Source organism: Azotobacter armeniacus, assembly GCF_054779355.1.
The window spans coordinates 28,986-50,958 of record NZ_BAAGYK010000116.1 but is presented as its reverse complement, the minus strand read 5'-3'; the positions used below and the strand labels follow the sequence as shown (position 1 = coordinate 50,958).

Annotated in this window: 18 protein-coding genes; 7 read left to right on the top strand and 11 right to left on the bottom strand. The window is 66.9% G+C overall.

Going from position 1 to position 21,973, the window contains the following annotated elements:
- Positions 1-104: 104 nt before the first annotated feature.
- The 4 genes from ACYVD0_RS15465 to ACYVD0_RS15450 all read right to left on the bottom strand — a co-directional run bounded on the left by ACYVD0_RS15465 (position 105) and on the right by ACYVD0_RS15450 (position 7,139).
- Positions 105-1,511 (bottom strand): MBL fold metallo-hydrolase RNA specificity domain-containing protein, encoded by a 1,407-nt coding sequence (locus ACYVD0_RS15465; protein WP_460427631.1) that lies wholly within the window; start codon positions 1,509-1,511, stop codon positions 105-107.
- A gap of 168 nt (positions 1,512-1,679) precedes the next feature.
- Positions 1,680-4,853 carry an efflux RND transporter permease subunit gene (locus ACYVD0_RS15460; RefSeq protein ID WP_460427630.1) on the bottom strand — a complete coding sequence of 1,058 codons (3,174 nt, stop codon included), beginning with the start codon at positions 4,851-4,853 and terminating at the stop codon, positions 1,680-1,682.
- Positions 4,854-4,864: 11 nt separating this feature from the next.
- Entirely contained in the window at positions 4,865-6,106 is a 1,242-nt protein-coding gene (locus ACYVD0_RS15455) for an efflux RND transporter periplasmic adaptor subunit (RefSeq protein ID WP_460427629.1), read from the bottom strand.
- Positions 6,107-6,221: 115 nt separating this feature from the next.
- A complete protein-coding gene (locus ACYVD0_RS15450) occupies positions 6,222-7,139 on the bottom strand; it encodes a LysR family transcriptional regulator (protein ID WP_460427628.1) in 918 nt (305 codons plus the stop codon).
- Positions 7,140-7,331: 192 nt separating this feature from the next.
- Between ACYVD0_RS15450 and ACYVD0_RS15445 the strand changes: the two genes are divergently transcribed.
- Both ACYVD0_RS15445 and ACYVD0_RS15440 read left to right on the top strand, forming a co-directional pair.
- Positions 7,332-8,354, top strand: a complete 1,023-nt coding sequence (locus ACYVD0_RS15445; protein WP_460427627.1) for a zinc-dependent alcohol dehydrogenase family protein — start codon at positions 7,332-7,334, stop codon at positions 8,352-8,354.
- 73 nt (positions 8,355-8,427) lie between these two features.
- The gene (locus tag ACYVD0_RS15440) at positions 8,428-10,857 is read left to right on the top strand and encodes a phosphoketolase family protein (RefSeq protein ID WP_460427626.1); all 2,430 of its coding nucleotides are present in this window, start codon (positions 8,428-8,430) and stop codon (positions 10,855-10,857) included.
- Positions 10,858-10,888: 31 nt separating this feature from the next.
- Here the strand turns inward: ACYVD0_RS15440 and ACYVD0_RS15435 are convergent, their stop codons facing one another.
- Positions 10,889-11,287: a quorum-sensing-regulated virulence factor family protein gene (locus ACYVD0_RS15435; RefSeq protein WP_460427625.1), complete on the bottom strand. Its 399-nt coding sequence runs from the start codon at positions 11,285-11,287 to the stop codon at positions 10,889-10,891.
- A gap of 196 nt (positions 11,288-11,483) precedes the next feature.
- Here ACYVD0_RS15435 and ACYVD0_RS15430 point away from each other — a divergent pair, with 196 nt between their 5' ends.
- Complete coding sequence (locus tag ACYVD0_RS15430; protein WP_460427624.1) at positions 11,484-12,194, top strand: tRNA-uridine aminocarboxypropyltransferase; 711 nt, start codon at positions 11,484-11,486, stop codon at positions 12,192-12,194.
- A gap of 194 nt (positions 12,195-12,388) precedes the next feature.
- A complete protein-coding gene (erdR, locus tag ACYVD0_RS15425; protein ID WP_460427623.1) occupies positions 12,389-13,036 on the top strand; it encodes a transcriptional regulator in 648 nt (215 codons plus the stop codon).
- Positions 13,037-13,061: 25 nt separating this feature from the next.
- Here the strand turns inward: erdR and ACYVD0_RS15420 are convergent, their stop codons facing one another.
- Complete coding sequence (locus ACYVD0_RS15420; protein WP_460427622.1) at positions 13,062-13,988, bottom strand: LysR family transcriptional regulator; 927 nt, start codon at positions 13,986-13,988, stop codon at positions 13,062-13,064.
- Between the two features lie 115 nt (positions 13,989-14,103).
- Here ACYVD0_RS15420 and fpr point away from each other — a divergent pair, with 115 nt between their 5' ends.
- Positions 14,104-14,880, top strand: a complete 777-nt coding sequence (gene fpr, locus ACYVD0_RS15415) for a ferredoxin--NADP reductase (protein ID WP_460427621.1) — start codon at positions 14,104-14,106, stop codon at positions 14,878-14,880.
- Positions 14,881-14,942: 62 nt separating this feature from the next.
- Here fpr and tsaA read toward each other — a convergent pair whose 3' ends face one another.
- The 3 genes from tsaA to ACYVD0_RS15400 form a co-directional block, all read right to left on the bottom strand.
- Positions 14,943-15,635, bottom strand: a complete 693-nt coding sequence (gene tsaA, locus ACYVD0_RS15410; protein ID WP_460427620.1) for a tRNA (N6-threonylcarbamoyladenosine(37)-N6)-methyltransferase — start codon at positions 15,633-15,635, stop codon at positions 14,943-14,945.
- Between the two features lie 59 nt (positions 15,636-15,694).
- On the bottom strand, positions 15,695-15,946 hold the full coding sequence (locus ACYVD0_RS15405; protein ID WP_460427619.1) for a hypothetical protein: 252 nt from the start codon (positions 15,944-15,946) through the stop codon (positions 15,695-15,697).
- Between the two features lie 134 nt (positions 15,947-16,080).
- On the bottom strand, positions 16,081-17,601 hold the full coding sequence (locus ACYVD0_RS15400; RefSeq protein WP_460427618.1) for a fumarate hydratase: 1,521 nt from the start codon (positions 17,599-17,601) through the stop codon (positions 16,081-16,083).
- 186 nt (positions 17,602-17,787) lie between these two features.
- On the opposite strand from ACYVD0_RS15400, the gene ACYVD0_RS15395 reads away from it, so the two are divergent.
- Positions 17,788-18,936, top strand: a complete 1,149-nt coding sequence (locus ACYVD0_RS15395; protein ID WP_460427617.1) for a GGDEF domain-containing protein — start codon at positions 17,788-17,790, stop codon at positions 18,934-18,936.
- Between the two features lie 35 nt (positions 18,937-18,971).
- Here ACYVD0_RS15395 and pyk read toward each other — a convergent pair whose 3' ends face one another.
- Entirely contained in the window at positions 18,972-20,423 is a 1,452-nt protein-coding gene (gene pyk / locus ACYVD0_RS15390; protein ID WP_460427616.1) for a pyruvate kinase, read from the bottom strand.
- Positions 20,424-20,483: 60 nt separating this feature from the next.
- The gene (locus tag ACYVD0_RS15385; RefSeq protein ID WP_460427615.1) at positions 20,484-21,410 is read right to left on the bottom strand and encodes a universal stress protein; all 927 of its coding nucleotides are present in this window, start codon (positions 21,408-21,410) and stop codon (positions 20,484-20,486) included.
- A gap of 201 nt (positions 21,411-21,611) precedes the next feature.
- On the opposite strand from ACYVD0_RS15385, the gene ACYVD0_RS15380 reads away from it, so the two are divergent.
- A complete protein-coding gene (locus ACYVD0_RS15380; RefSeq protein WP_460427614.1) occupies positions 21,612-21,971 on the top strand; it encodes a PilZ domain-containing protein in 360 nt (119 codons plus the stop codon).
- Positions 21,972-21,973 lie beyond the last annotated feature (2 nt).

Sequence of the window (21,973 nt, the reverse complement as noted above, 5' to 3'; positions counted from 1 at the left end):
GGCATCGCTCCGATGACGGGCCTGGTCGTCATGACGGCCCGGTGTGGCGGCGGTCGGTCCATTAATTATTCCGGCTCGCGCAGCCATCTTACTGCCGCTTTGCCTCAGATTGCTATTTGCTCGCCGCGCTCGGGAATATTGGCCGTCCAGTTCAGGCGTTCGTGCAGGACTTGCTGCAGGACCTGCATTTTCTCCAGCTCCCCGTGGACCAGATAGAGCTCGGGGCGGTGGTCGAAATGCCTCACCCAGTCGAGCAGCTGCGACTGGCCGGCGTGGGCGGAGAAGCCGCCGAGGGTGTGCACCTGGGCGCGCACGGCGATGCGCTGGTGAAGAACCTTGACGCTGCCGGCGCCGTCAACGATGCGCCGCCCGAGGGTGCCCCGCGCCTGGAAGCCGGGGAACACCAGGTGGCATTCCTTGCGCCAGAGGTTGTGCTTGAAGTGGTGGACGATGCGTCCGCCGGTGCACATGCCACTGCCGGCAATGATGATGGCGCCGCTCTTGATCCGGTTGATCGCCATCGACTCCTCGGGGGTGGGCGTGCTGTGCAGGATCGGCAACCAGTCCTCGGCGCGCTTGACGCCTTTGGCTTGCAGCAGGCTGCGGTCCACCGGATCGAACTGTTCGGCGAAGCGCGAATAGATGGCATTGGCGCGGATCGCCATGGGGCTGTCGAGGAACACTGCCTGCTGGGGCAGGCGACCCTCCTGGTAGAAGCGGCCCAGGTAGAAGAGCAGATCCTGGGTGCGGCCCACGGCGAAGGCAGGAATCATCACGTTGCCGCCGTCGCGGTGGGCGGTCTGCAGGATTTCGGCGAATTCCTCGAGGGTTTCCTCGCTGCGGCGGTGCTCGCGGTCGCCGTAGGTGGATTCGAGTAGCACCACATCGGCCCGGGACAGCGGCGTCGGGTCGCGCATCAGCGGCGTGCAAGTGTTGCCGAGGTCGCCGGAAAACACCAAATGGCGGGTCAGGTGGTGATCGTGCAGCTCCATCTCGACGATGGCCGAGCCGAGGATGTGTCCGGCCTCGTGGAAGGTGACGATCACCCCGGGGGCCACCTCCAGAGCGCTGCCATAGGGCTGCGGGCGGCACAGGGAGAGTGCCTTCTCGGCGTCAGCAGTGGTGTAGAGCGGCTGCACCGGCGGCTTGCCGAGGCGTGCCCGCCACTTGTTTTCCCATTCGGCGTCGTTTTCCTGCAGGTGGGCCGAGTCCAGCAGCATCAGGTTCATCAACTCGCAGGTGGCCTCGGTGGCGAAGATCGGCCCGCGGTAGCCGCAGGCGGCCAGGCGCGGCAACAGTCCGCTGTGGTCGATGTGCGCATGGGAGATGACCACGGCGTCGAGGCTGCCAGGATCGAAGGGAAAAGGCCGGGCGTTGCCTTCCTCCTCCTCGCGGCGTCCCCCCTGGCGCATGCCGCATTCGAGCAGCACACGGCTGCCATCGCGCGTCTCGATCAGGTAGCAGGAACCGGTCACTTCTTGAATCGCGCCGAGAAAGCTGAGCAGAGCCATGATATTTCCTTGACTGCGGATGGTGCGGGCAGAATGTCGGCGATGGCCATCGGCCTGCCCTGATGTGAGTCATCATAGACGCCGACGAACTAATCGATATATGCACCGCTCCTTGCTCCTGATCGGTCTGAGATCTGTGGCCGAGGCGAAGCAGGGAGGGCCGCAGCCTCACCCCTGTGCTCCAGGCGCCTGACGGAGCCCTCGGGCCTCGCGCCGCTCGACGACGGCGCGGATCAGCACATAGAACACCGGGGTCAGCAGCAGGCCGAAGACCGTCACCCCGATCATCCCGGAGAACACCGCCACGCCCATGGCATGGCGCATCTCGGCGCCGGCGCCGGAGGACAGCACCAGCGGCACCACGCCCATGATGAAGGCGACGGAGGTCATCAGGATCGGCCGCAGGCGCAGGCGGCAGGCCTCCAGTACGGCGGCGACGCGGTCCAGACCCTCCTCCTGCTTGTCCTTGGCGAACTCGACGATGAGGATGGCGTTCTTGCACGCCAGGCCGACCAGCACGATCAGGCCGATCTGGGTGAAGATATTGTTGTCGCTGCCGGCCAGGATCACCCCGGCGATGGCCGAGAGCAGAGTCATGGGCACGATCAGGATCACCGCCAGCGGCAGGCTCCAGCTCTCGTACTGGGCGGCCAGCACCAGGAAGGCCAGCAGCACGCAGAGCGGGAAGACGAAGAGCGCGGTGTTGCCGGCGAGGATCTGCTGGTAGGTCAGCTCGGTCCACTCGAAGCTCATGCCGACCGGCAGCTCCGCGTGCAGCAGCCGCTCCATCGCCGCCTCGGCCTGGCCGGAGCTGTAGCCGGGGGCAGCGGCGCCGTTGATCTCGGCGGTGAGGAAGCCGTTGTAGTGCATCACCCGGTCGGGACCGGCGCTGCCTTCGATCCGGACGAAGGTCGACAGCGGTACCATCTCGCCGCGGTTGTTGCGCACCTTGAGCTGGCCGATCTGCGACGGCTCCAGGCGGAACCGCTGCTCGGCCTGGACGTTGACCTGGTAGGTGCGGCCGAAGCGGTTGAAGTCGTTGGCATACAGCGAGCCCAGGTACACCTGCAGGGTGTCGAAGATGTCGCTGATGGCCACGCCATGGGTCTTGGCCTTCTCGCGGTCGATGTCGGCGCCGACCTGGGGCACGTTCACCTGGTAGCTGGTGAACAGGCCGGCCAGCTCCGGCACCTCGCGGCTCCTGGCGATGACGTTTTGCACCTGGCGGTACAGCTCCTCGTAGCCGAGACTGCCGCGGTCCTGGATCTGCACGCGGAAGCCGCCGATGGTGCCGAGGCCCTGCACCGGCGGTGGCGGGAAGATGGCGATGTAGGCATCCTGGATTTCGGTGAACTGGGCGTTCAGCTCGGCGGCGATGGCGCCGGCGGAAAGTGACGGATCCTTGCGCTCGTCGAAGGACTTCAGCGGGGTGAAGACGATGCCGCTGTTGGGGCTGTTGGTGAAGCCGTTGATCGACAGGCCGGGGAAGGCCACGGTGTCGGCCACGCCCGGATGCCGGCCGGCGATGGCCGACATGCGCTGGATCACCGCCTCGGTGCGGTCGAGGGTGGCGGCGTCCGGCAGCTTGGCGAAGGCCACCAGATACTGCTTGTCCTGCGGCGGCACGAAACCGGTCGGGGTGCTGGAGAAGCCCAGCCAGGTCAGGCCCATCAGCCCGGCGTAGACCAGCAGAGCGATTCCGCTGCCGCGCAGCACACGGCGCACGGTGCCGACGTAGCCGTGGCTGGTGCGCTCGAACAGGCGGTTGAAGGGGGCGAACAGCCAGCCGCCAAAGAGCTTGTCGAGGCCACGGGAGAAGCGGTCCTTGGGTGCATCGTGGCCCTTGAGCAGCACGGCGGCCAGGGCCGGCGACAGGGTCAGCGAGTTGAACGAGGAAATCACCGTGGAGATGGCGATGGTCAGGGCGAACTGCTGGTAGAACTGCCCGGTGAGGCCGGAGATGAAGGCGGAGGGCACGAACACTGCGCAAAGCACCAGCGAGGTGGCGATGATTGGCCCGGTGACTTCCTTCATGGCGCGTTTGGTGGCTTCGACCGGCGTCAACCCCAGGCCGAGATTGCGCTCGACGTTCTCCACCACCACGATGGCATCGTCCACCACGATGCCGATGGCCAGCACCAGGCCGAACAGCGACAGGGCGTTGAGGGAGAAGCCGAACAGGTGCATCACCGCGAAGGTGCCGATCAGCGACACCGGCACCGCCGCCAGGGGGATGATCGAGGCGCGCCAGGTCTGCAGGAACAGGATCACCACCAGCACGACCAGGGCGATGGCCTCCAGCAGGGTGTGCACCACTGCCTCGATGGAGCCGCGCACGAACACGGTCGGGTCGTAGACGATGGAATAGTCGACGCCCTGGGGGAAGCTCTGCTTCAGCTCGGCCATGCGCGCGCGCACCGCGTCGGAAATCTCGATGGCGTTGGAACCGGGGCGCTGGAAGATCGGGATGGCCACCGCCGGGTGGTTGTTCAGCAGCGAGCGCAGGGCGTACTGGCTGGAGCCCAGCTCGATGCGGGCGATGTCCTTAAGACGGGTGATCTCGCCGTCCGGGCCTGCGCGGACGATGATGTTCTCGAACTCCTCTTCGCTGACCAGTCGGCCCTGGGTGTTGATCGACAGCTGGAAGCCGGTGTCGCCGGGGGCGGGCGGGGCGCCGAGGGTGCCGGCGGCGACCTGGCGGTTCTGCTCGCGGATGGCCTCGACCACGTCCATGGCGGTGAGACCGCGCGAGGCCACCCGGTGCGGATCGAGCCAGACGCGCAGGGAGTAGTTGCCGAGGCCGAACAGCTGCACGTCGCCCACGCCGTCGAGGCGCGCCAGCTCGTCCTTGACGTTGAGCGCGGCGTAGTTGGACAGGTAGAGCATGTCGTAGCGCTCGTCCGGCGAGGTCAGGTGCACCACCATGGTCAGGTCCGGAGAGGCCTTGTCCACGGTCACGCCGAGGCGCTGCACTTCCACCGGCAGGGTCGGCATGGTGCGGGTCACGCGGTTCTGCACCTGCACCTGGGCGTTGTCCAGGTCGGTGCCGAGGGCGAAGGTGATGGTCAGGGTCAGCTTGCCGTCGGCGGTGGCCTGGGACGACATGTAGAGCATCCCCTCGACGCCGACGATGGCCTGCTCCAGCGGCGAGGCGACAGTCTCGCCGATCACCTTGGGGTTGGCGCCGGGGAAGTTGGCGCGCACCACCACGGTGGGCGGCACTACTTCCGGGTATTCGCCGATTGGCAGCTGGAACAGCGCGATGGCGCCGCCGATCAGGGTTAGCAGCGAAAGCACGGCGGCAAAGATCGGCCGCAGAATGAAGAATTGCGAGAAGTTCATGGCGGCCGACCTCAGCTGCGGGGCGCGCCGGACGGCTTGGCGTCCGGTCCGGCCATGCGGGGTGCGGCGGAGCCATCCACTGCCTGGCGCTGGCGGGCCAGGGCGGCGAGGGTGTCGGCATCGGCCATAGGCACGTTCTGCGGCTCCACGGGGGCACCGGGCAGGGCGCGCTGCAAGCCATTGACCACGACTCGCTCGCCCTTGGCCAGGCCCCGGCGGACGATGCGCAGGCCCTCCAGCTTCGGCCCCAGCTCGACGGCGCGGTAGTTCACGATGTTGTCCTTGCCGAGGACCAGGACGAACTTTTTGTCCAGATCGGTGCCGACCGCCGTGTCCTGGATCAGGGTGGCGGCATAGGTATCGCTACCGACCAGCCTGAGGCGCGCATAGAGGCCGGGGGTGAAGCGCCCATCGGTGTTGTCGAACACCGCGCGGCCGCGGATGGTACCGGTGCGCGGGTTGACCTGGTTGTCGAGAAAGTCCAACTGGCCCAGGTGCGGCTTGCCGTTCTCGCCGGTCAGGCCGAGGTATACCGGGGCGGCGGCGCGGGCATCTCCGCCGTTGCGCCGGGCCCGCTCGGCGTATTTGAGGAAGATACGCTCGTCGGCGTCGAAATAGGCGTAGACCCGGTCGGTGGAGACCACCGTGGTCAGCAGCGCCTGGCCGGCGTTGACCAGGTTGCCGGCGGTGATCTCGGCGCGGCCGACGCGGCCGTCGATGGGCGCGACGACGCGGGTGAAGCCCAGGTCGAGGCGGGCATTGTCCAGCTGCGCCTGGATCGCGGCGAGCGCCGCGCGGGCTTCCTGGGCGGCGCTGGCGCGGGCATCGGCCAGTTCGGCGGAGATGGCCTTGCTGGCGCGCAGGCGCTCGCCGCGCTGCGCTTCCTTGGCGGCGCGGGCGAGGCTGGTGCGGGCCTGCTGCAGCTCGGCTTCCAGACGCTTGACCTCGGCCTCGAAGGGGCGCGGGTCGATCTGGAACAGCAGCTCGCCCTTCTTCACCAGACCGCCCTCGGCGAAGGCCACCCGGTCGATGTAGCCGGACACCCGTGGGCGGACCTCCACCGATTCCGGAGCTTCGAGGCGTCCCGAGAGCTCGTCCCATTCATTGATCGGCTGCTCGATGACTTCGGCGACGCTGACCCGGGCGGGTGGCGGCGACGGGGCGGTTTCCGGGGCCCTGCTGCAGGCGTTCAGCGCCAGCAGGGCGCCGATGGCCAGGGAAAGGCGCCAGGGCCGGGATGGGAACTGTTCCATGTGTGACTCCGCCGGTCGTATGTATGAGTGTGCGGAGTCTGGGGGGGCATGCTAGGCGGCGACGAATCGAATGCCGCGAAGTTGATTATCAGCCGGAGTGATGGGCGGGAGCTGTCTAGGCCAGGCTGTCCGGGTCGCCGCAGAACATCTGGATGCGCGAGCGCAGCCAGCGCTCGGCCGGATCGTTGTCCTGGGCGCCGCGCCAGACCATGTGCAGTTCGAAGGCTGGGGTCGGTAGGGGCAGCGCCTCGGCGCGCACACCGCCCACCGCGGTCAGGGCCGTGGCGGTGTAGTCGGGCACGCTGGCGACGATGTCGGTGCCAGCGAGCAGAGTGCCCAGGCCGTTGAACTGGGGAACGGCCAGCACCACTCGGCGCGTGCGGCCCAACTTGGCCAGTTCATTGTCGATGAAGCCGCAGAGGTCGCCGGCGAAGGATACCAGCGCATGGGGCCGCGCGCAGTAATCGTCCAGGCTCAGCGCGCCGGGGATGGCATCGGCCCGCAGCAGTCGCGGCATGCTCCGGCGCAGCACCCGGCGCTTGGCATTGGCCGGCAGCTCCTCGGTGTAGCCGACGCCCACCGAGATCTCGCCCGAGGCCAGCAACTGCGGCATCAGCAGGTAGTTGGCGCGGCGCACCACCAGGGCGATGCCGGGCGCCTCGGCGCGCAGGCGGCGCAGCAGCGGCGGCAGCAGGGCGAACTCCACGTCGTCGGAGAGGCCGATGCGGAACACCGCCGCACTGGTCGCCGGAGCGAAGTCGGCTGCCCGGCTCACGGCGGTGGAGATCGAGTCCAGGGCGGGGGACAGCAGGGCGAAGATCTCCTGGGCTCGGGCGGTCGGCTCCATGTTGCGGCCGGTACGGATGAACAGCGGGTCGTCGAACAGGTTGCGCAGGCGAGCCAGGGCCGCGCTGATCGCCGGTTGGCCGAGAAAGAGTTTCTCTGCCGTGCGGGTCACGCTGCGCTCGTGCATCAGCGACTCGAAGACAATCAGCAGGTTCAGGTCGAGGCGGCGCAGATCGTTGCGATTCATGGGAGCTCGTCCGTTGGGCTGAGAGAAAGGTGCAGGCAGGGCTGGCGCACGTCAAGGGCGCGGCCGACAGGCCCGGGAGGGCGGCGGATCAGCGACGTGCATATCGACTATCGAGGCGCGGCAGGTGGAGTTGCCGGGGTGGCCCGGCTAGAGTCCGGGGCAATGGCTTCGAGACTGAGGTGGATGTAAACGATGTCCCGCATGATCCGTTTCCATGAATTCGGCGATGCCGGCGTGTTGCGCCTGGAGGAGCTGCCGACTCCGCGGCCGGGGCCGGGCGAGGTGCTGGTGCGGACCCAGGCGCTGGGCCTGTGCTGGTACGACGTGCTGTGGCGGCAGAACCTCGCCCCCGAGCGGGCGCGGCTGCCGGCCGGGCTGGGCTATGAACTGGCCGGTCGGGTGGAGGCGCTAGGCGAGGGGGTCGCCGATCTCGCTCCCGGCATGGCGGTCGCCAGCTTCCCGGCGCACTCGCCGAACCGCTATCCGGCCTGGGGCGATCTGGTGCTGATGCCCCGCACCAGCCTGACGGCCTATTCCGAGACGCTCTCCGCACGGCAGGCGGCGGTGCACTATACGCCCTACCTGTATGCCTACTTCGCCCTGGTCGGCCTGGCCCGGCTGCGCCCCGGCCAACGGGTGCTGGTCACCGAGGCCGGGCACTGCCTGGCGCCGCAGGCGGTGCAGCTGGCCAAGGCCCTCGGCGCCGAAGTGATCGCCGCCACCAGCCGGCCGGCAAGCCGGGAGTTCATCCGCCGGATGGGCGCCGACAAGGTCATCGTCACCGAGGAGCAGGATCTGGTGCTGGAAGTGCAGCGCCATACGCGCGGCGAGGGCGTCGAAGTGGTGCTGGATCAGTGCGGCGGGCCGCAGATGAAGCTGCTCGGCGATCTGGCCGCGCTGCGCGGCAAGCTGATCCTCTACGGACTCAACGGCGGCAACGATGCGAGCTTCCCGGCCTGCGCGGCCTTCCAGAAGCACCTGCAGTTCTTCCGCCACTGCATCCTGGACTTCACCGGCCATCCCGAGCTGGGCATAGAGCCCGACCGCGAGGTCGTCCAGGCGGCGCTGCGGCATATCGACGAGCTGACCACGCAGGGACTGTTGCGACCGCCCATCGACCGGGTGTTCACCTTCGAGAATTTCATCGTGGCGAACCGCTACCTGGAAGGCTGCCCCGATCGCGGGCGCGTGGTGCTCGAGTTGCCGGTCGGCTGATGGGGCGTGCCGGTGAGTCCCAGCGGCGGGAAGATGGCATAGACTGCAATGGATATTCACGATGGAGCCCGCAATGTCTCAGATTCTCCCGCCCCTCGCCGAGCTGGACGAGCACGCCCGGGTCGAGCCTTCCTTTGCCCAGTGGCGCCAGGGCTATGGTCCCCTGCAGCATGCCGCTGAAACCCAGGCCGGGGTGTTCCGCCTGGCTCACCAACTGGTCCAGGCCAGCCTGCAGCCGGATGTGGCCAGCGTCTACCGCCTGCTGCACGCACTCGACCGGCTGACCGCTGCGGGTCTCTGGCTGGTGGTGCACATGACCTATGCCCGGCGCGTGCGCCTGGATGGTGCGCCGCTCGCGGCCGAGGACTTCAAGGCCAGTCCGGAGGGCCATACCGGCGGCGCGCTGAACATGGTGCCGGCCTATGCCGGCTACCTCGCGCTGAACGTCCTGAGCGGCGAGAACCGCGGCTGGCTGATGGGCCAGGGACACTGCGTGGCGGCCATCGATGCGCTGAATCTGCTGACCGGTAACCAGTTGCCCGAGCAGGCCCGCGCCTATCCCTGCGACGAGGCCGGCATGACCCGCCTGGTGCAGGATTTCTACGGCTACCGGCAGGCCGCCGACGGCCGTCCGGCCGCGCCGCTGGGCAGCCATGTCAACGCCCATACCGCCGGCGGGATCGCTGAGGGTGGCTACCTGGGCTTCGCCGAGCTGCAGTATGCGCACCTGCCCCTGCCCGGGGAGATCCTGGTGGCCTTCCTCTCCGACGGCGCCGCCGAGGAGCAGCGCGGCAGCGACTGGATGCCGCGCTGGTGGCGCGCCGAGGACTGCGGCGTGGCGTTGCCGGTGATGATCGCCAACGGTCGGCGCATCGAGCAGCGCACCGAGCTGGGCAGCCACGAGGGGCTGGAGGGTTTCCGCCAGCACCTGCGCCGCTGTGGCTTCGACCCGATCGGCTTCGACGGCCGCGATCCGGCGGCCTTCGCCTGCACCCTCTGGGAAATGCAGCAGCGCCTGGGGAGGCGGGTGGAGGAGCTGGAGCGGGGCATCCTGCGCTACCCGCTGCCGATTCCCTACGGCATTGCCGAGACGGTGAAGGGCTTCGGCTTCTACGGCGCCGGCAGCAATGCCGCGCACAACTTGCCGCTGCCGGGCTGTCCGCGGCGCGACACCGATTCGCGGGAACTGTTCAACCACCATGCGGCGGCGTTGTGGGTAGCGCCCAAGGAGCTCTCCGCCGCCTGCGCCCTGTTCGCCGCCGCGCGCCAGGGACGCCCACTGGCGCGCGACAACCCGTTGGCCGTGCGCCACCCACCGGCGCCGGCGATGCCCGCACTGCACTACTGCAAGCCGGGCGAGCAGAACTCGCCGATGACCGCGCTGGACCGTTTCTTCGTCGATCTGGTGCTGGCCAATCCGGGGCTGCGCCCGCGGGTCGGCAATCCGGACGAGCTGGCCAGCAACCGTCTGGGCGGCGTGCTCAAGGCGCTCAAGCACCGTGTCTGCCAGCCCGAAAGCGAGCTGGAGGCGCTGGATGGCAAGGTCATTACCGCGCTGAACGAAGAGGCGGTGGTTTCCGCCTGTCTGGGCAACCAGGGCGGGCTCAATCTGGTGGCCAGCTACGAGGCCTTCTGCGTGAAGATGCTCGGCGCGGTGCGTCAGTGCCTGATCTTCGCCCGCCAGCAGAAGGAGGCCGGCCGCCCGGCCGGCTGGCTGGGCTGGCCGCTGGTGGCCACCTCGCATACCTGGGAGAACGGCAAGAACCAGCAGTCGCACCAGGACACCACCTTCAGCGAGGCGCTGATCGGCGAGATGGGCGACATGCTGCGGGTGCTCTTCCCGGCCGACCACAACAGCCTGCTGGCCCTGCTGCCGTCCCTCTACGAGGCGCGCGGGCAGTTGGCCTGTCTGGTCGTGCCCAAGCGCGAACGCCCGGTGCTCTTCGATCGCCTGCAGGCCGAGCAGCTGGCCCGCGAGGGGGCGCTGATCGTCGAGGAGCTGGTCGGCGTCGAGCCGCTGCTGCTGATCGCCAACGGCAGCTATCAACTGGCGGAGATGCGCCGCGCGGCCGAGCGCCTGAAGGCAGCCGGTCAGGCCTACCGGCTGGTCTATCTGCAGGAGCCGAGACGCTTTCGCGCACCGCGTGATCACTGGGAGGCGGCCGCGCTGGCCGATGGCGAGCTGATCGCCCGGCTGTTCCCGGACAGCCATGGGCGCCGAGTACTGCTGACCCACATGCGTCCGGAGGTAGCCCGCGGGCATCTCTGGCCGATCCTGCCAGACGCGCGCCGTGCGCTGGCGCTCGGCTACCGCAACGCCGGCGGCACCTTGGACGAGGCCGGCATGCTGTTCGCCAACCGCGCCAGTTGGGCCCATGTCCTGGAGGCCTGCGCCACGCTGCTGGAGGTGCCGGTCACTGTGCTGCTCACCAGAGAGGAGGCCGACATCCTCGCTGGCCACGGCGATCCGGGGCAGTTGCGCGCCCCCGGCGGAGGCGCCTGAGCGACGCCTGTCGCGTCGCCGGCTGCGCCGCTTACAGGTTGCAGTCGGCGGCGCTGTAGCGTTCGGTGGTCACCGGACGGTTGCTCTGGTATTCGCTGAACTGGTAGCGCAGCACCGCACCCTTGGCGAGCAGCTGGCGAAAGCCTCGGTTGCTGCACACGCTGCCCAGCAGCTGTTTGCGCACGGCATCGGGATGGGCGCGCATCTGCTGGGCGTGCGAGGGGCGCACGCTGAGGTGGTTGATCAGCTCGTTGCCTTCCACTGTGTAGCCCTGGTCGAGGATGTCCTCGTTGATCGCCCGCGGGGTACCCGCGCTGCTTTCCTTGGCCACTTTCTCCAGCATTCGGCTCAGCTCGAACTCCTTCAGGGAGGCTGCCAAGGCAGTCGTCGGCAGAAGGAGGCAGAGGGCAAGGGCAGTCGGTCGCAACATGGGAATCTCCTGAAGGTGGGTTGCCGGCGATCCGGGCCGATATTCCGGCAAGTCGAGGCGTCGCATTATAGGTGCGTCGGCGGCGGCGACAATTGCGGTAGACTGGGTTTGTCCGGGTGCTCTGCTAGACTGCGGCTTCCGATTCCTGCCTGTACCAACCACTGTGCCAATCCCCCGTGACCTTTGCGCTGCACCCGTGAACCATGCCGTGTCCCGCCTGCGCGAGGAGCGCCTGGCGCGCAGCCTGAAACCCTTCCAGGCTCGCGGCTCACGGACGCCACGCTGCCCAGCCTGCCGGGTACCGGTCAGCCATTGCCTGTGCGCCTGGCGCCCGCGGGTCGAGGCTGAGTCTGGTGTCTGCCTGCTGATGCACGATATCGAGCCGCTCAAACCGAGTAATACCGGCTGGCTGATCGCTGACGTGGTGGCCGATACCGCCGCCTTCGGCTGGTCGCGTACTGGGGTGGATGCGCGTCTGCCGACGTTGCTCGGCGATCCGCAGTGGCAACCCTACGTGGTGTTTCCCTGCGAGTACGCGGCGCCACAGCGGATGGTCGGCGAGGTGGGCCGGGAGGCGGGCCGGCGGCCGCTGTTCATCCTCCTTGACGCCACCTGGACCGAGGCGCGTAAGATGTTCCGCAAGAGTCCCTATCTCGATGACCTGCCGGTACTCGGTCTGCAGCCGGAGCAGCTGTCGCGCTACCGTCTGCGCCGCTCGAGGCGCGACGATCACCTCTGCACCGCGGAGGTTGCCGCGCTCTGTCTGGAGCTCGCTGGCGACCGGCGTGCAGGCGAGGCGCTGGCGGCCTACCTGGAGGTGTTCACTGCGCACTACTTGGCGGCCAAGCGGAGTTGTCCCGCGGACCTCGACGACGAGATCCATCGGCGTCTGCGCGCCTTTCTTTGACGCTGCTCATCGGCGGAGCTACATGCCGGGCAAGCGAAGCGGTCCCGCCCGTCCAGAAAAACGCGTAAACTGCTGTTTTCCGCCTGAATGACCGGCTGCGCCCGTTCTGCGGGTGTGGAGCCACTGGCAGGTTGCTTGTCCTGTCCCGGCTCGCTGTCGCATCAGGTCTTTATAACAAGAAACGAGATCTGCCAATGCTTTCTTATGAAATTCTGATCGCCGACGACCATCCGCTGTTCCGCAGTGCCTTGCAGCAGGCCCTGACCCTCGGGCTGGGCCCCGTGGTGCGGCTGGTGGAGGCGGACAGCATCGCCGCGCTGGAGGTCCGCCTGGAGGAAAAGGCGGACTGGGACTTGGTTCTGCTCGATCTCAACATGCCCGGCGCCCACGGCTTTTCCGGGCTGGTCCTGCTGCGCGGGCAGTACCCGCAGATTCCGGTGGTGATGATTTCCGCCCAGGAGGACGCCGCAGTGGTGGCGCGGGCCCGTGAATTCGGCGCAGCCGGTTTCATCCCCAAGTCCAGCGCCCTGGAGACCCTGCAGCAGGCGGTGCGTGCAGTGCTCGACGGCGACGAGTGGTGGCCGCCACAGATCCAGGAGACGATCAGCGTTTCCGCCGAGGCGAAGGCCGCCAGTGCTGGCCTGGCCAGCCTGACGCCACAGCAGTTCCGAGTGCTGAGCATGGTCTGCGACGGCCTGCTGAACAAGCAGATCGCCTACGAGCTGAGTGTCTCCGAGGCGACCGTCAAGGCCCACGTGACAGCGATCTTCCGCAAGCTCGGGGTGCGCACTCGCACCCAGGCGGCCCTGCTGCTGCAGCAGCTGGAATCGCTGCCGGTCTGACCGTTCCCGGCGCAGCCGCCACTCGCTAGGCGATCGGCGGCAGGATGATCTCGTCGCTGCGCCGCACCCCGATTGTCAGTGCTCGGCATTGCTCGAGGAATTCGCGCATGGCCGCGGTATGCAGCTTCTGCCTGTGCCAGAGGAAGCAGAACTGTCGCTTCAGGTCCAGCTCCGGGGTTTCCACCGGCACCAGGCTGCCGCGGCGGAAGGCATCGCGCAGCGCCAGGCGGGAGATGCAGCCGATGCCCAGGCTGGACTCGACCGCCCGCTTGATCGCCTCGGTATGCTCCAGCTCCAGGCGGATGTTCAGCGCCGGGCGATGATGGCGCATGGCCTGGTCGAAGGTCAGGCGGGTGCCCGAACCCTGTTCGCGGAGAATCCAGGCTTCGCCGGCGAGCTCGTCCAGGTTTGCCCGGCCGCGCTGTGCCAGCGGGTGCTGCGGGGCGCAGAACACTACCAGTTCGTCTTCCACCCAAGGCTGCAGCTCCACGTCGGGATGCTGGCAGCTGCCCTCGATCAGGCCGAGATCCAGCTCGTGGTTGGCCACCTGCTGGACGATGTGTGCGGTGTTCTGCACATGCAGCCGGACCCGCGACTGCGGATGGCGCTGCATGAAGGCGCCGATCAGCAGGGTCGCCAGGTAGTTGCCCACGGTCAGGGTGGCACCGACGGCCAGCGAACCGAAGCCCTCCTTGCCGTCGAGCAGATCCTCTATTTCCCGTGCCTGGTTGAGTAGCGCCATCGCCTGGGGTAGCAGCTGCCGACCCAGGGCGTTGAGTCTGAGACGCTTGCCGACGCGATCGAAGAGTTGGCAGTCGGATTGACGTTCCAGCTCGGTCAGCGAGGTACTGGCCGCAGATTGGGAAAGGGCGAGGGATTCGGCGGCGCGGGTGACACTTTCCAGGCGTGCCACAGCGGCGAAGACTTCGAGCTGGCGCAGGGTGAATCGCATATCTATATAACCGATTATCTATATCTTGATAATTTGCTTAACAGATAGTTTGCCGCCTCCTAGAATTGACGGCAATCGTACTGCCAGGCAGCGCCACATTTCGAAGGAGCCCCGAATGAGCAATCTGAACGTAGAGCGTGTCCTCAGTGTTCACCACTGGAACGATACCCTGTTCAGTTTCAAGACCACCCGCAACCCCGGCCTGCGTTTTGAGAACGGTCAATTCGTGATGATCGGTCTGGAGACCGAAGGGCGCCCCCTGATGCGGGCCTACAGCATTGCCAGCCCGAACTATGAGGAGCATCTCGAGTTCTTCAGCATCAAGGTGCAGAACGGCCCGCTCACCTCGCGTCTGCAGCACCTGAAGGAGGGCGACGAGCTGATGGTCAGCCGCAAGCCCACCGGCACCCTGGTGACCGGCGACCTGCTGCCCGGCAAGCACCTCTACATGCTCAGCACCGGTACCGGCCTCGCGCCCTTCATGAGCCTGATCCAGGATCCGGAGGTCTACGAGCGCTTCGAGAAGGTGGTGTTGCTCCACGGCGTGCGTCAGGTCGACGAGCTGGCCTACCAGCAGTTCATCATCGAGCACCTGCCGGAGAACGAGTATTTCGGCGATGCGGTGAGGGAGAAGCTGATCTACTACCCCACGGTCACCCGCGAGCCCTACCGCAACCAGGGACGTCTCACCGACCTGATGCGCAGCGGCAAGCTGTTCGAGGATATCGGTCTGCCGCCGCTCAACCCGCAGGACGACCGCGCGATGATCTGCGGCAGCCCGAGCATGCTCGACGAGAGCTGCGAGGTGCTGGACAGCTTCGGCCTGAAGATATCGCCGCGCATGGGCGAGCCGGGCGATTACCTGATCGAGCGCGCCTTCGTCGAGAAGTAGGCTGCTTTCCCACCCCGCGAAGCCCGGCCTGTCCGGGCTTCCTTGTTTTCAAGGCGCGCCGCTCATGCCGGCAGCACCTCCAGCACGCGGATCCGCTCCGGCTGCGGGTAGTGCCAGCGCACCTCCACATCCCAGAAACGCACCCCGTAGCGGCGCGAAGGCTCCGGCACCTGATAGGCTGGCCGCGGATCCTGGGCCAGGCACTGCTCGATCAACTCGACCAGCGGCTCGCCCAGGCGCGCAGCATGCGCTTGCGCCTGCTCCAGCGCCGGCTCGCTCCAGTCCAGCGATATCGCCGGCGGCGGCGCTTCGGCGATGGCGTTGCGGGCTGCAGGGAGGCAGTCGGCATAGGGCACGTAGGGCTTGACGTCGAGTACCGGTGTGCCGTCCAGCAAGTCGATGCCGGACAGCCACAGGCGGTCCGCCTCGACCTTCTCCAGCTTGACCACCGATTGGCCGATACCGTTCGGCCGGTGGGTCGAGCGGGTAGCGAACACGCCGAGCGAGCGGTTGCCGCCCAGGCGGGGAGGGCGGACCTTGAGGCGCGGTCTGTCCTCCAGCGCCTGATGGAAGAGAAACAGCAGCCAGACATGACTGACCCGTTCGAGACCCTCGATGGCCTGTCCACGATCGAAGGGCGGCAGCAGCTCCAGCACGCCGCGGGCGGCCGGCGCCAGTTGCGGCTGGCGCGGAATGGCGAATTTTTCCTTGAAGCAGGAGCGCAGGTAGCCGATCGGCGAAACGGAATGGGACATGGTGACAGGCGCATTCGGGCGGGCCGCCATGGTAGCGCATTCGATGCACGGCTGCCCCGTCAGGGGGAGCTGTCGGCCTTGTGCGGGTCGTTCTTGCGCAGACCGCGGACGTTCATCAGCGCCAGACACAGTTGCAGAACGATCAGGGCCCAGGCATGGGCATGCCAGCCCCAGAGGATCCATAGCGCGTTGCTGAGCAGAAAGCACCAGAAACCGATGGTGCGCCTGCGCAGGTTCAGCGAACCGATCAGCCAGGCTGCCACCACGGTGACAACCATTGCCGGCCATTGGGTCAGATCGAGCCAGTCCACCTGAGCATCCTTCCCGTCGTGCCAGCCGGCCGAGGGAAGCGAGCAGGCCGGAGGCTTCCACTCATTGATAGCCTCCAGCGCAGTGGACGCTCAGCGGAGCGCCCGCCGTGAGCCGGCGGGCTTGGAGCACGGACTTACTTCAGCTCCACCAGGGTTTCGGCGATCTTCTGCTTCCACAGCGCCGGACCGGTGATGTGCACCGATTCGCCCTGGCTGTCGACGGCCACGGTGACCGGCATGTCCTTGACCTCGAACTCGTAGATGGCCTCCATGCCCAATTCCGGGAAGGCCAGGGTCTTCGAGCCCTTGATCGCCTGGGCGACCAGGTAGGCGGCACCGCCGACGGCCATCAAGTACACGGCCTTGTTGTCCTTGATCGCATCGATGGCAATCGGGCCGCGCTCGGACTTGCCGATCATGCCCAAGAGGCCGGTGCTTTCGAGGATCTGGCGGGTGAACTTGTCCATGCGGGTCGCGGTGGTCGGGCCGGCCGGGCCGACCACCTCGTCGCGCACCGGATCGACCGGGCCGACGTAGTAGATGAAGCGGCCCTTGAGGTCCACCGGCAGCTGCTCGCCCTTGTTCAGCATGTCGACCATGCGCTTGTGCGCGGCATCGCGACCGGTGAGCATCTTGCCGTTGAGCAGCAGGGTCTCGCCCGGCCTCCAGCTCAGCACTTCCTCCGGAGTGACGGTGTCCAGGTTGACGCGGCGGGCGCTTGGGCCGGCTTCCCAGACAATTTCCGGGTAGGCGTCCAGCGGCGGGGCTTCCAGACTGGCCGGGCCGGAGCCATCGAGCACGAAGTGGGCGTGACGGGTGGCTGCGCAGTTGGGGATCATGCACACCGGCAGGGACGCGGCGTGGGTCGGGTAGTCCTTGATCTTCACATCGAGCACGGTGGTCAGGCCGCCTAAGCCCTGGGCGCCGATGCCCAGCCGGTTGACCTTGTCGAACAGCTCGAGGCGCAGCTCCTCAATACGGTTCTGCGGGCCACGAGCCTTCAGCTCATGGATGTCGATCTCGTCCATCAGCGACTCCTTGGCCAGCAGCGCAGCCTTCTCGGCGGTACCGCCGATGCCAATGCCGAGCATGCCCGGCGGGCACCAGCCGGCGCCCATTTCCGGCACGGTCTTGAGCACCCAGTCGACGATCGAGTCGGAGGGGTTAAGCATGGTCATCTTCGACTTGTTCTCGGAGCCGCCGCCCTTGGCCGCAACATCCACTTCCACCTTGTCGCCGGGGACGATGGAGTAGTGGATAACCGCCGGAGTGTTGTCCTTGGTGTTCTTACGGCTACCGGCCGGGTCGGCCAGGATCGAGGCGCGCAGGACGTTTTCCGGCAGGTTGTAGGCGCGGCGCACGCCCTCGTTGATCATGTCGTCTACACTCAGGGTGGCGCCGTCCCAGCGGACATCCATCCCGACCCTGACGAACACGGTGACGATGCCGGTGTCCTGGCAGATCGGGCGATGGCCGGTGGCGCACATGCGAGAGTTGATCAGGATCTGGGCAATGGAATCGCGGGCAGCCGGCGACTCTTCGCGCAGGTAGGCCTCGTGCATGGCCTGGATGAAGTCGACGGGATGGTAGTAGGAGATGAACTGCAGGGCATCGGCGACGCTTTGAATCAGGTCGTCTTGCTTGATCACGGTCATGCTGCGCTCCTTTAATTGGGCAGGAACTTCGATGCGCCGAACCCATGTCCGGTGCGGAAAATCGCCGCAGTATAACGTGCCTCGGATGACCGGGAGCAATCGCTTGGGCCAAAGGCGTAGTACGGCTAGGCAGACGGTTCGGCGGCCGGTAGAGTGCTCCACTGGTGTTGCCACGGGATGGACCCCATGAGCACTTCGACTGCGCGGCTGGAGCCGAAAGCCTTGCAACGTCTGTTGCTGAACCGCTTTGCCATGGCTTTGGGAACCTACGCCCTGGCGTTGCTGCTGCTAACGCTGGCATTCGCGACCGGTCATGGCCAGGTTCCGTTCGCCATGCTGCTGCTCGGCGCCGTTCCGTTCGTTCTGAGCCAGTTGGTCTTCTTCCTGCTGCTGCGCAGTGGGCGCAACCTGCGCTTCCGGGATCCCGGGATGACCGAGGCGCAGGTGCTGGTTGCCCTGTTCTGGCAGACCAGCCTGCTCGGCTGCCTGGACGACGAAGCCCGCGGCACCTTGCTGGCATTCTATGTACCGATCCTGCTGTTCGGCCTCTTCCAGCTGCGCCCGCGCGCCTTCATCCGCTGTGCGGCCCTCGCCTTTGTCGGTCTCGTCAGTCTCGAGTTGTGGGATACCTACCGCTTGCAGCCGGCCTCCCCCGAGCCGCCTCTCCTGCAACTGGCGACCCTGTTCGCCGTACTCTTCTGGCTCTGCCTGTTTGGCCGCTACATCAATGCGATGCGCCAGCGGCGCCATGCTCTGGTGGCGCACCAGAACACCCGGCGCGGGATGATGCGCCAGCTCGAGGATCAGGCCTCCACCGACGAGCTGACCGGGCTCTGCAACCGGCGGCATTTCCTGCGCCTGGCCGAGCGCGAGCTGATCCGCCTGCCGGCGCAGGCCCAGTACGGCCTGGCCCTGATCGACCTCGACCATTTCAAGCAGATTAACGACCGCTATGGACATGCTGTCGGGGATCGGGTCCTGCAGACCTTCGCGACGCTGGCACAGGCCTGTCTGCGCGAGGGCGACGTGCTGGCCCGCTACGGCGGCGAGGAGTTCGTGCTGCTGCTGCCCAATGCCAACCTGGACCAGATCTCGGTCTGCTGCGAACGGCTGCGCGAGGCCTTTGCTGCCGCCGAACCCCTGGGGCTGCCGCTAGGCGGTCTCAGCCTGTCGGTCGGCATGACCCGCCTGCAGCATGGCGACAACCTGGACCTCGCCCTGCAGCGTGCCGACCAGGCCCTCTACTGGGCCAAGCACAACGGCCGGAACCGTTGCGAGGCGAGCTGGGAGTCCATCGACGCCGATACCACCGGTCGCCGCTCGCCATCCTCATGAAATGCAATGGCCGCCCGCAGGAGCGGCCATTCGGCTCAGACCAGCGGCTCGCCCACGTGCAGGATCTTCATGCCGTTGGTGCCGCCGGTAGTGTTGTATCTGTCGCCCTTGGTGAGGATCACCCAGTCGCCCGGCTCGACCACTCCACGCTTGAGCAATTCGTCCACCGCCGCCTGGCTGAGCTTTTCCGGCGGCACGCTCGCAGGGTCGAAGGGCACCGTGTAGACGCCGCGGAACAGCGCTACCCGCGCCTGGGTTTCGCGGTGCGGCGAGAAAGCGAAGACCGGCACCGAGGAACGGATGCGGGACATGATCAGCGGGGTATAGCCGCTCTCGGTGAGGCTGATGATCGCCTTCACGCCGGGGAAGTGGTTGGCGGTATATATGGCGGCCAGGGCGATGCTTTCGTCGCAGCGTTCGAAGGTATGGCCGAGGCGATGGCTGGAGCGAGTGCTGGTCAGGTGCCGTTCGGCGCCCAGGCAGATACGTGCCATGGCCTGTACTGCCTCCACCGGGTATTCGCCGGCGGCGCTTTCCGCCGAGAGCATCACCGCATCGGTATTGTCGAGCACCGCGTTGGCCACGTCCGAGACTTCCGCACGGGTCGGCATCGGGCTGTGGATCATCGACTCCATCATCTGTGTCGCGGTGATCACCGCCTTGTTGTAGCGGCGCGCGTGGAGAATGATCTTTTTCTGGATACCGACCAGTTCGGCGTCGCCGATTTCCACGCCGAGATCGCCGCGCGCCACCATCACCGCATCGCTGGCACGGATCAGGCCGTCGAGGGCCGCGTCGTCGGCCACCGCCTCGGCGCGCTCGATCTTGGCCACCAGCCAGGCCTTGCCGCCGGCCTCGTCGCGCAGGCGCCGGGCTAGCTCCATGTCGGCGGCGTCGCGGGGGAAGGACACTGCCAGGTAATCCAGGTCCAGTTCCGTGGCCAGCTTGATGTCGACCTTGTCCTTGGCGGTCAGGGCCGGCGCGGTGAGACCGCCGCCACGGCGGTTGATGCCCTTGTGGTCGGACAGCGGGCCACCGATCAGCACCGTGCAGTGTAGTTCGTCGGCAGTTTTCTCGCGGACCTGCATGACCACTCGGCCGTCGTCGAGCAATAGCTCGTCGCCGGTGTTGCAGTCCTTCACCAGATCCGGGTAGTCGATGCCGACCACCTCCTGGGTGCCCGCATCGCGCGGATGGGTGACGGAGAAGCGGAAGCTGTCGCCTTCCTTCAGTTCGATGCGCTTGTTGGCGAACTTGGCGATGCGGATCTTCGGCCCCTGCAGGTCGCCGAGCAGGGCGACGAAGCGGCCATGCTTGGCGGCCAACTCGCGGACCAGATGGGCACGGGCGCGGTGTTCGTCCGCGGTGCCGTGGGAGAAGTTCAGGCGGGCGACATCGAGCCCGGCGAGGATCAGTTGCTCGAGCCGTTCGGGCGAACTGCTGGCAGGACCGAGGGTGGCGACGATTTTGGTGCGGCGAAACGTCATGCGGAACTCCTTATGGGACGCTGTCGCCGAGGCTACTACGCCAGGGGGCTGTAGTCATTGTCATGCCGCACTACTTTCCTCGGGCTGCGGCTTGAGCACTAGGAGGTCGCACGCCACCGCCTCCAGCACCCGCTCGGCAGTATTGCCGATCAGCGCATTGTCCAGATGGCCGCGGGCGACGGCGCCCATCAGCAGCAGATCGATCTGCCGGTCGCGCACGAAGCGGGGGATCAGCTCCTCCGGATAGCCCTGCTCCAGGTGGCGGTGACTGGCGGGAATCGCGTAGGGCGCGAGCAACTGCTCGAAGGCCAGGCGGTGCTGCCGGCTACCGCGCTCGACATAGGCGTCGTAGGTGGCGACCAGCTCGGCATCGAAGACCAGGCTGCGCGGCAGTGGCGCGTAGCAGTGCAGGTAATGGGCGTCCAGCTGCAGGCGCTCGGCCAGCTCGCGAGCACTGTCGATCAGGCGATGATCGAGATGAGCCGGCTTGTCGGCACTATGCAGCGGATCGAGGGCTGCGCACAGGCGCCGGCCCCGCCACTGGCCGTGATGCACCAGCCAGAGCGGTGCCGGACAGTGGCGCAGCAGTTGCCAGCAGGTGTTGCTCAGCAGCAGGCGCTTGAGCAGGCCGTGGCTGTGGGTGGCGGCCCTGAAGACCAGATCCGGTTTCAGCTCCTCGACCCTGGCCAGGATCGTCCTGTGCAGCGGCTTGCCCCAGCGTACCTCGACCTGCACCTGCAAGCCCTCGGCGCGCAGCGGCGCGGCCAGCTCTTCGAGTCGCGTCTGGCGGTGGGCGAGCAGCGCGGTGCGCGCCTGCTCGGTCTGCCGGCTGTCGAACAGCAGGCTGCCATCCAGGGCCGGCTCGAATTCACAGACCAGCAGTTCCAGGGCTGCGCCGGTATTGCGAGCCAGCCAGGCGGCCCGCTCCAACGCCGGCTGAGCCTCCCGGGTGGGGTCGATCACGACGAGCAACTGGCGCAGGTTCATCATTGTCTCCTTGGCTCTTGGCATTTCGCAGTGCATCCGGGCGGCGACCTGGATGTCCGATGCGTAACAGACTAACCCAAGCGCGATATCCCGTAGCGACGGGAGCATAAAAGCCAAACGGCTGGTCTGATAATGGAACACTGGTTCCTAACCGACCTTGCGGTCATACTCAAGTCCCGGACTAGCGATTTGTCATTCATTATGCCTATCCAGCGCCGCATCGAGCGTCACCAGCTTCCTTACTACCTCAAGGTGTTCAATCGGATCACCGACAAGCCCATGGGTTACATCGGCAACATTTCCCGGGAAGGTCTCATGCTGATCAGTCCATGGCCGATGCTGGTGCTCGCCGAGTTCGACATGCGCCTGAAGATCCCGGGACGCGAAGGCCCGCCGTACCACATCGACTTTTCCGCCATCTGCCGCTGGACCCGGGAGGACGTGACGCCTGGCAACTTCGACTCGGGCTTCGAGCTGGCCGATCCGCCCGCCGAATACCTCGAGCTGGTCGAGGTCCTGCGCCAGTACTTCACCTTCCGTCCCAGCGCCGCGTCGGCCTGAGC

What these genes read in the sequence shown, in the direction of transcription:
- ACYVD0_RS15465 (WP_460427631.1), bottom strand. Translation starts at nt 1,511, where the DNA reads ATGGCTCTGCTCAGCTTTCTCGGCGCGATTCAAGAAGTGACCGGTTCC.
- ACYVD0_RS15435 (WP_460427625.1), bottom strand. Translation starts at nt 11,287, where the DNA reads ATGTTGCGACCGACTGCCCTTGCCCTCTGCCTCCTTCTGCCGACGACT.
- tsaA (WP_460427620.1), bottom strand. Translation starts at nt 15,635, where the DNA reads ATGTCCCATTCCGTTTCGCCGATCGGCTACCTGCGCTCCTGCTTCAAG.
- ACYVD0_RS15395 (WP_460427617.1), top strand. Translation starts at nt 17,788, where the DNA reads ATGAGCACTTCGACTGCGCGGCTGGAGCCGAAAGCCTTGCAACGTCTG.
- ACYVD0_RS15380 (WP_460427614.1), top strand. Translation starts at nt 21,612, where the DNA reads ATGCCTATCCAGCGCCGCATCGAGCGTCACCAGCTTCCTTACTACCTC.
- ACYVD0_RS15460 (WP_460427630.1), bottom strand. Translation starts at nt 4,853, where the DNA reads ATGAACTTCTCGCAATTCTTCATTCTGCGGCCGATCTTTGCCGCCGTG.
- ACYVD0_RS15455 (WP_460427629.1), bottom strand. Translation starts at nt 6,106, where the DNA reads ATGGAACAGTTCCCATCCCGGCCCTGGCGCCTTTCCCTGGCCATCGGC.
- ACYVD0_RS15450 (WP_460427628.1), bottom strand. Translation starts at nt 7,139, where the DNA reads ATGAATCGCAACGATCTGCGCCGCCTCGACCTGAACCTGCTGATTGTC.
- ACYVD0_RS15440 (WP_460427626.1), top strand. Translation starts at nt 8,428, where the DNA reads ATGTCTCAGATTCTCCCGCCCCTCGCCGAGCTGGACGAGCACGCCCGG.
- fpr (WP_460427621.1), top strand. Translation starts at nt 14,104, where the DNA reads ATGAGCAATCTGAACGTAGAGCGTGTCCTCAGTGTTCACCACTGGAAC.
- pyk (WP_460427616.1), bottom strand. Translation starts at nt 20,423, where the DNA reads ATGACGTTTCGCCGCACCAAAATCGTCGCCACCCTCGGTCCTGCCAGC.
- ACYVD0_RS15400 (WP_460427618.1), bottom strand. Translation starts at nt 17,601, where the DNA reads ATGACCGTGATCAAGCAAGACGACCTGATTCAAAGCGTCGCCGATGCC.
- erdR (WP_460427623.1), top strand. Translation starts at nt 12,389, where the DNA reads ATGCTTTCTTATGAAATTCTGATCGCCGACGACCATCCGCTGTTCCGC.
- ACYVD0_RS15385 (WP_460427615.1), bottom strand. Translation starts at nt 21,410, where the DNA reads ATGAACCTGCGCCAGTTGCTCGTCGTGATCGACCCCACCCGGGAGGCT.
- ACYVD0_RS15420 (WP_460427622.1), bottom strand. Translation starts at nt 13,988, where the DNA reads ATGCGATTCACCCTGCGCCAGCTCGAAGTCTTCGCCGCTGTGGCACGC.
- ACYVD0_RS15445 (WP_460427627.1), top strand. Translation starts at nt 7,332, where the DNA reads ATGTCCCGCATGATCCGTTTCCATGAATTCGGCGATGCCGGCGTGTTG.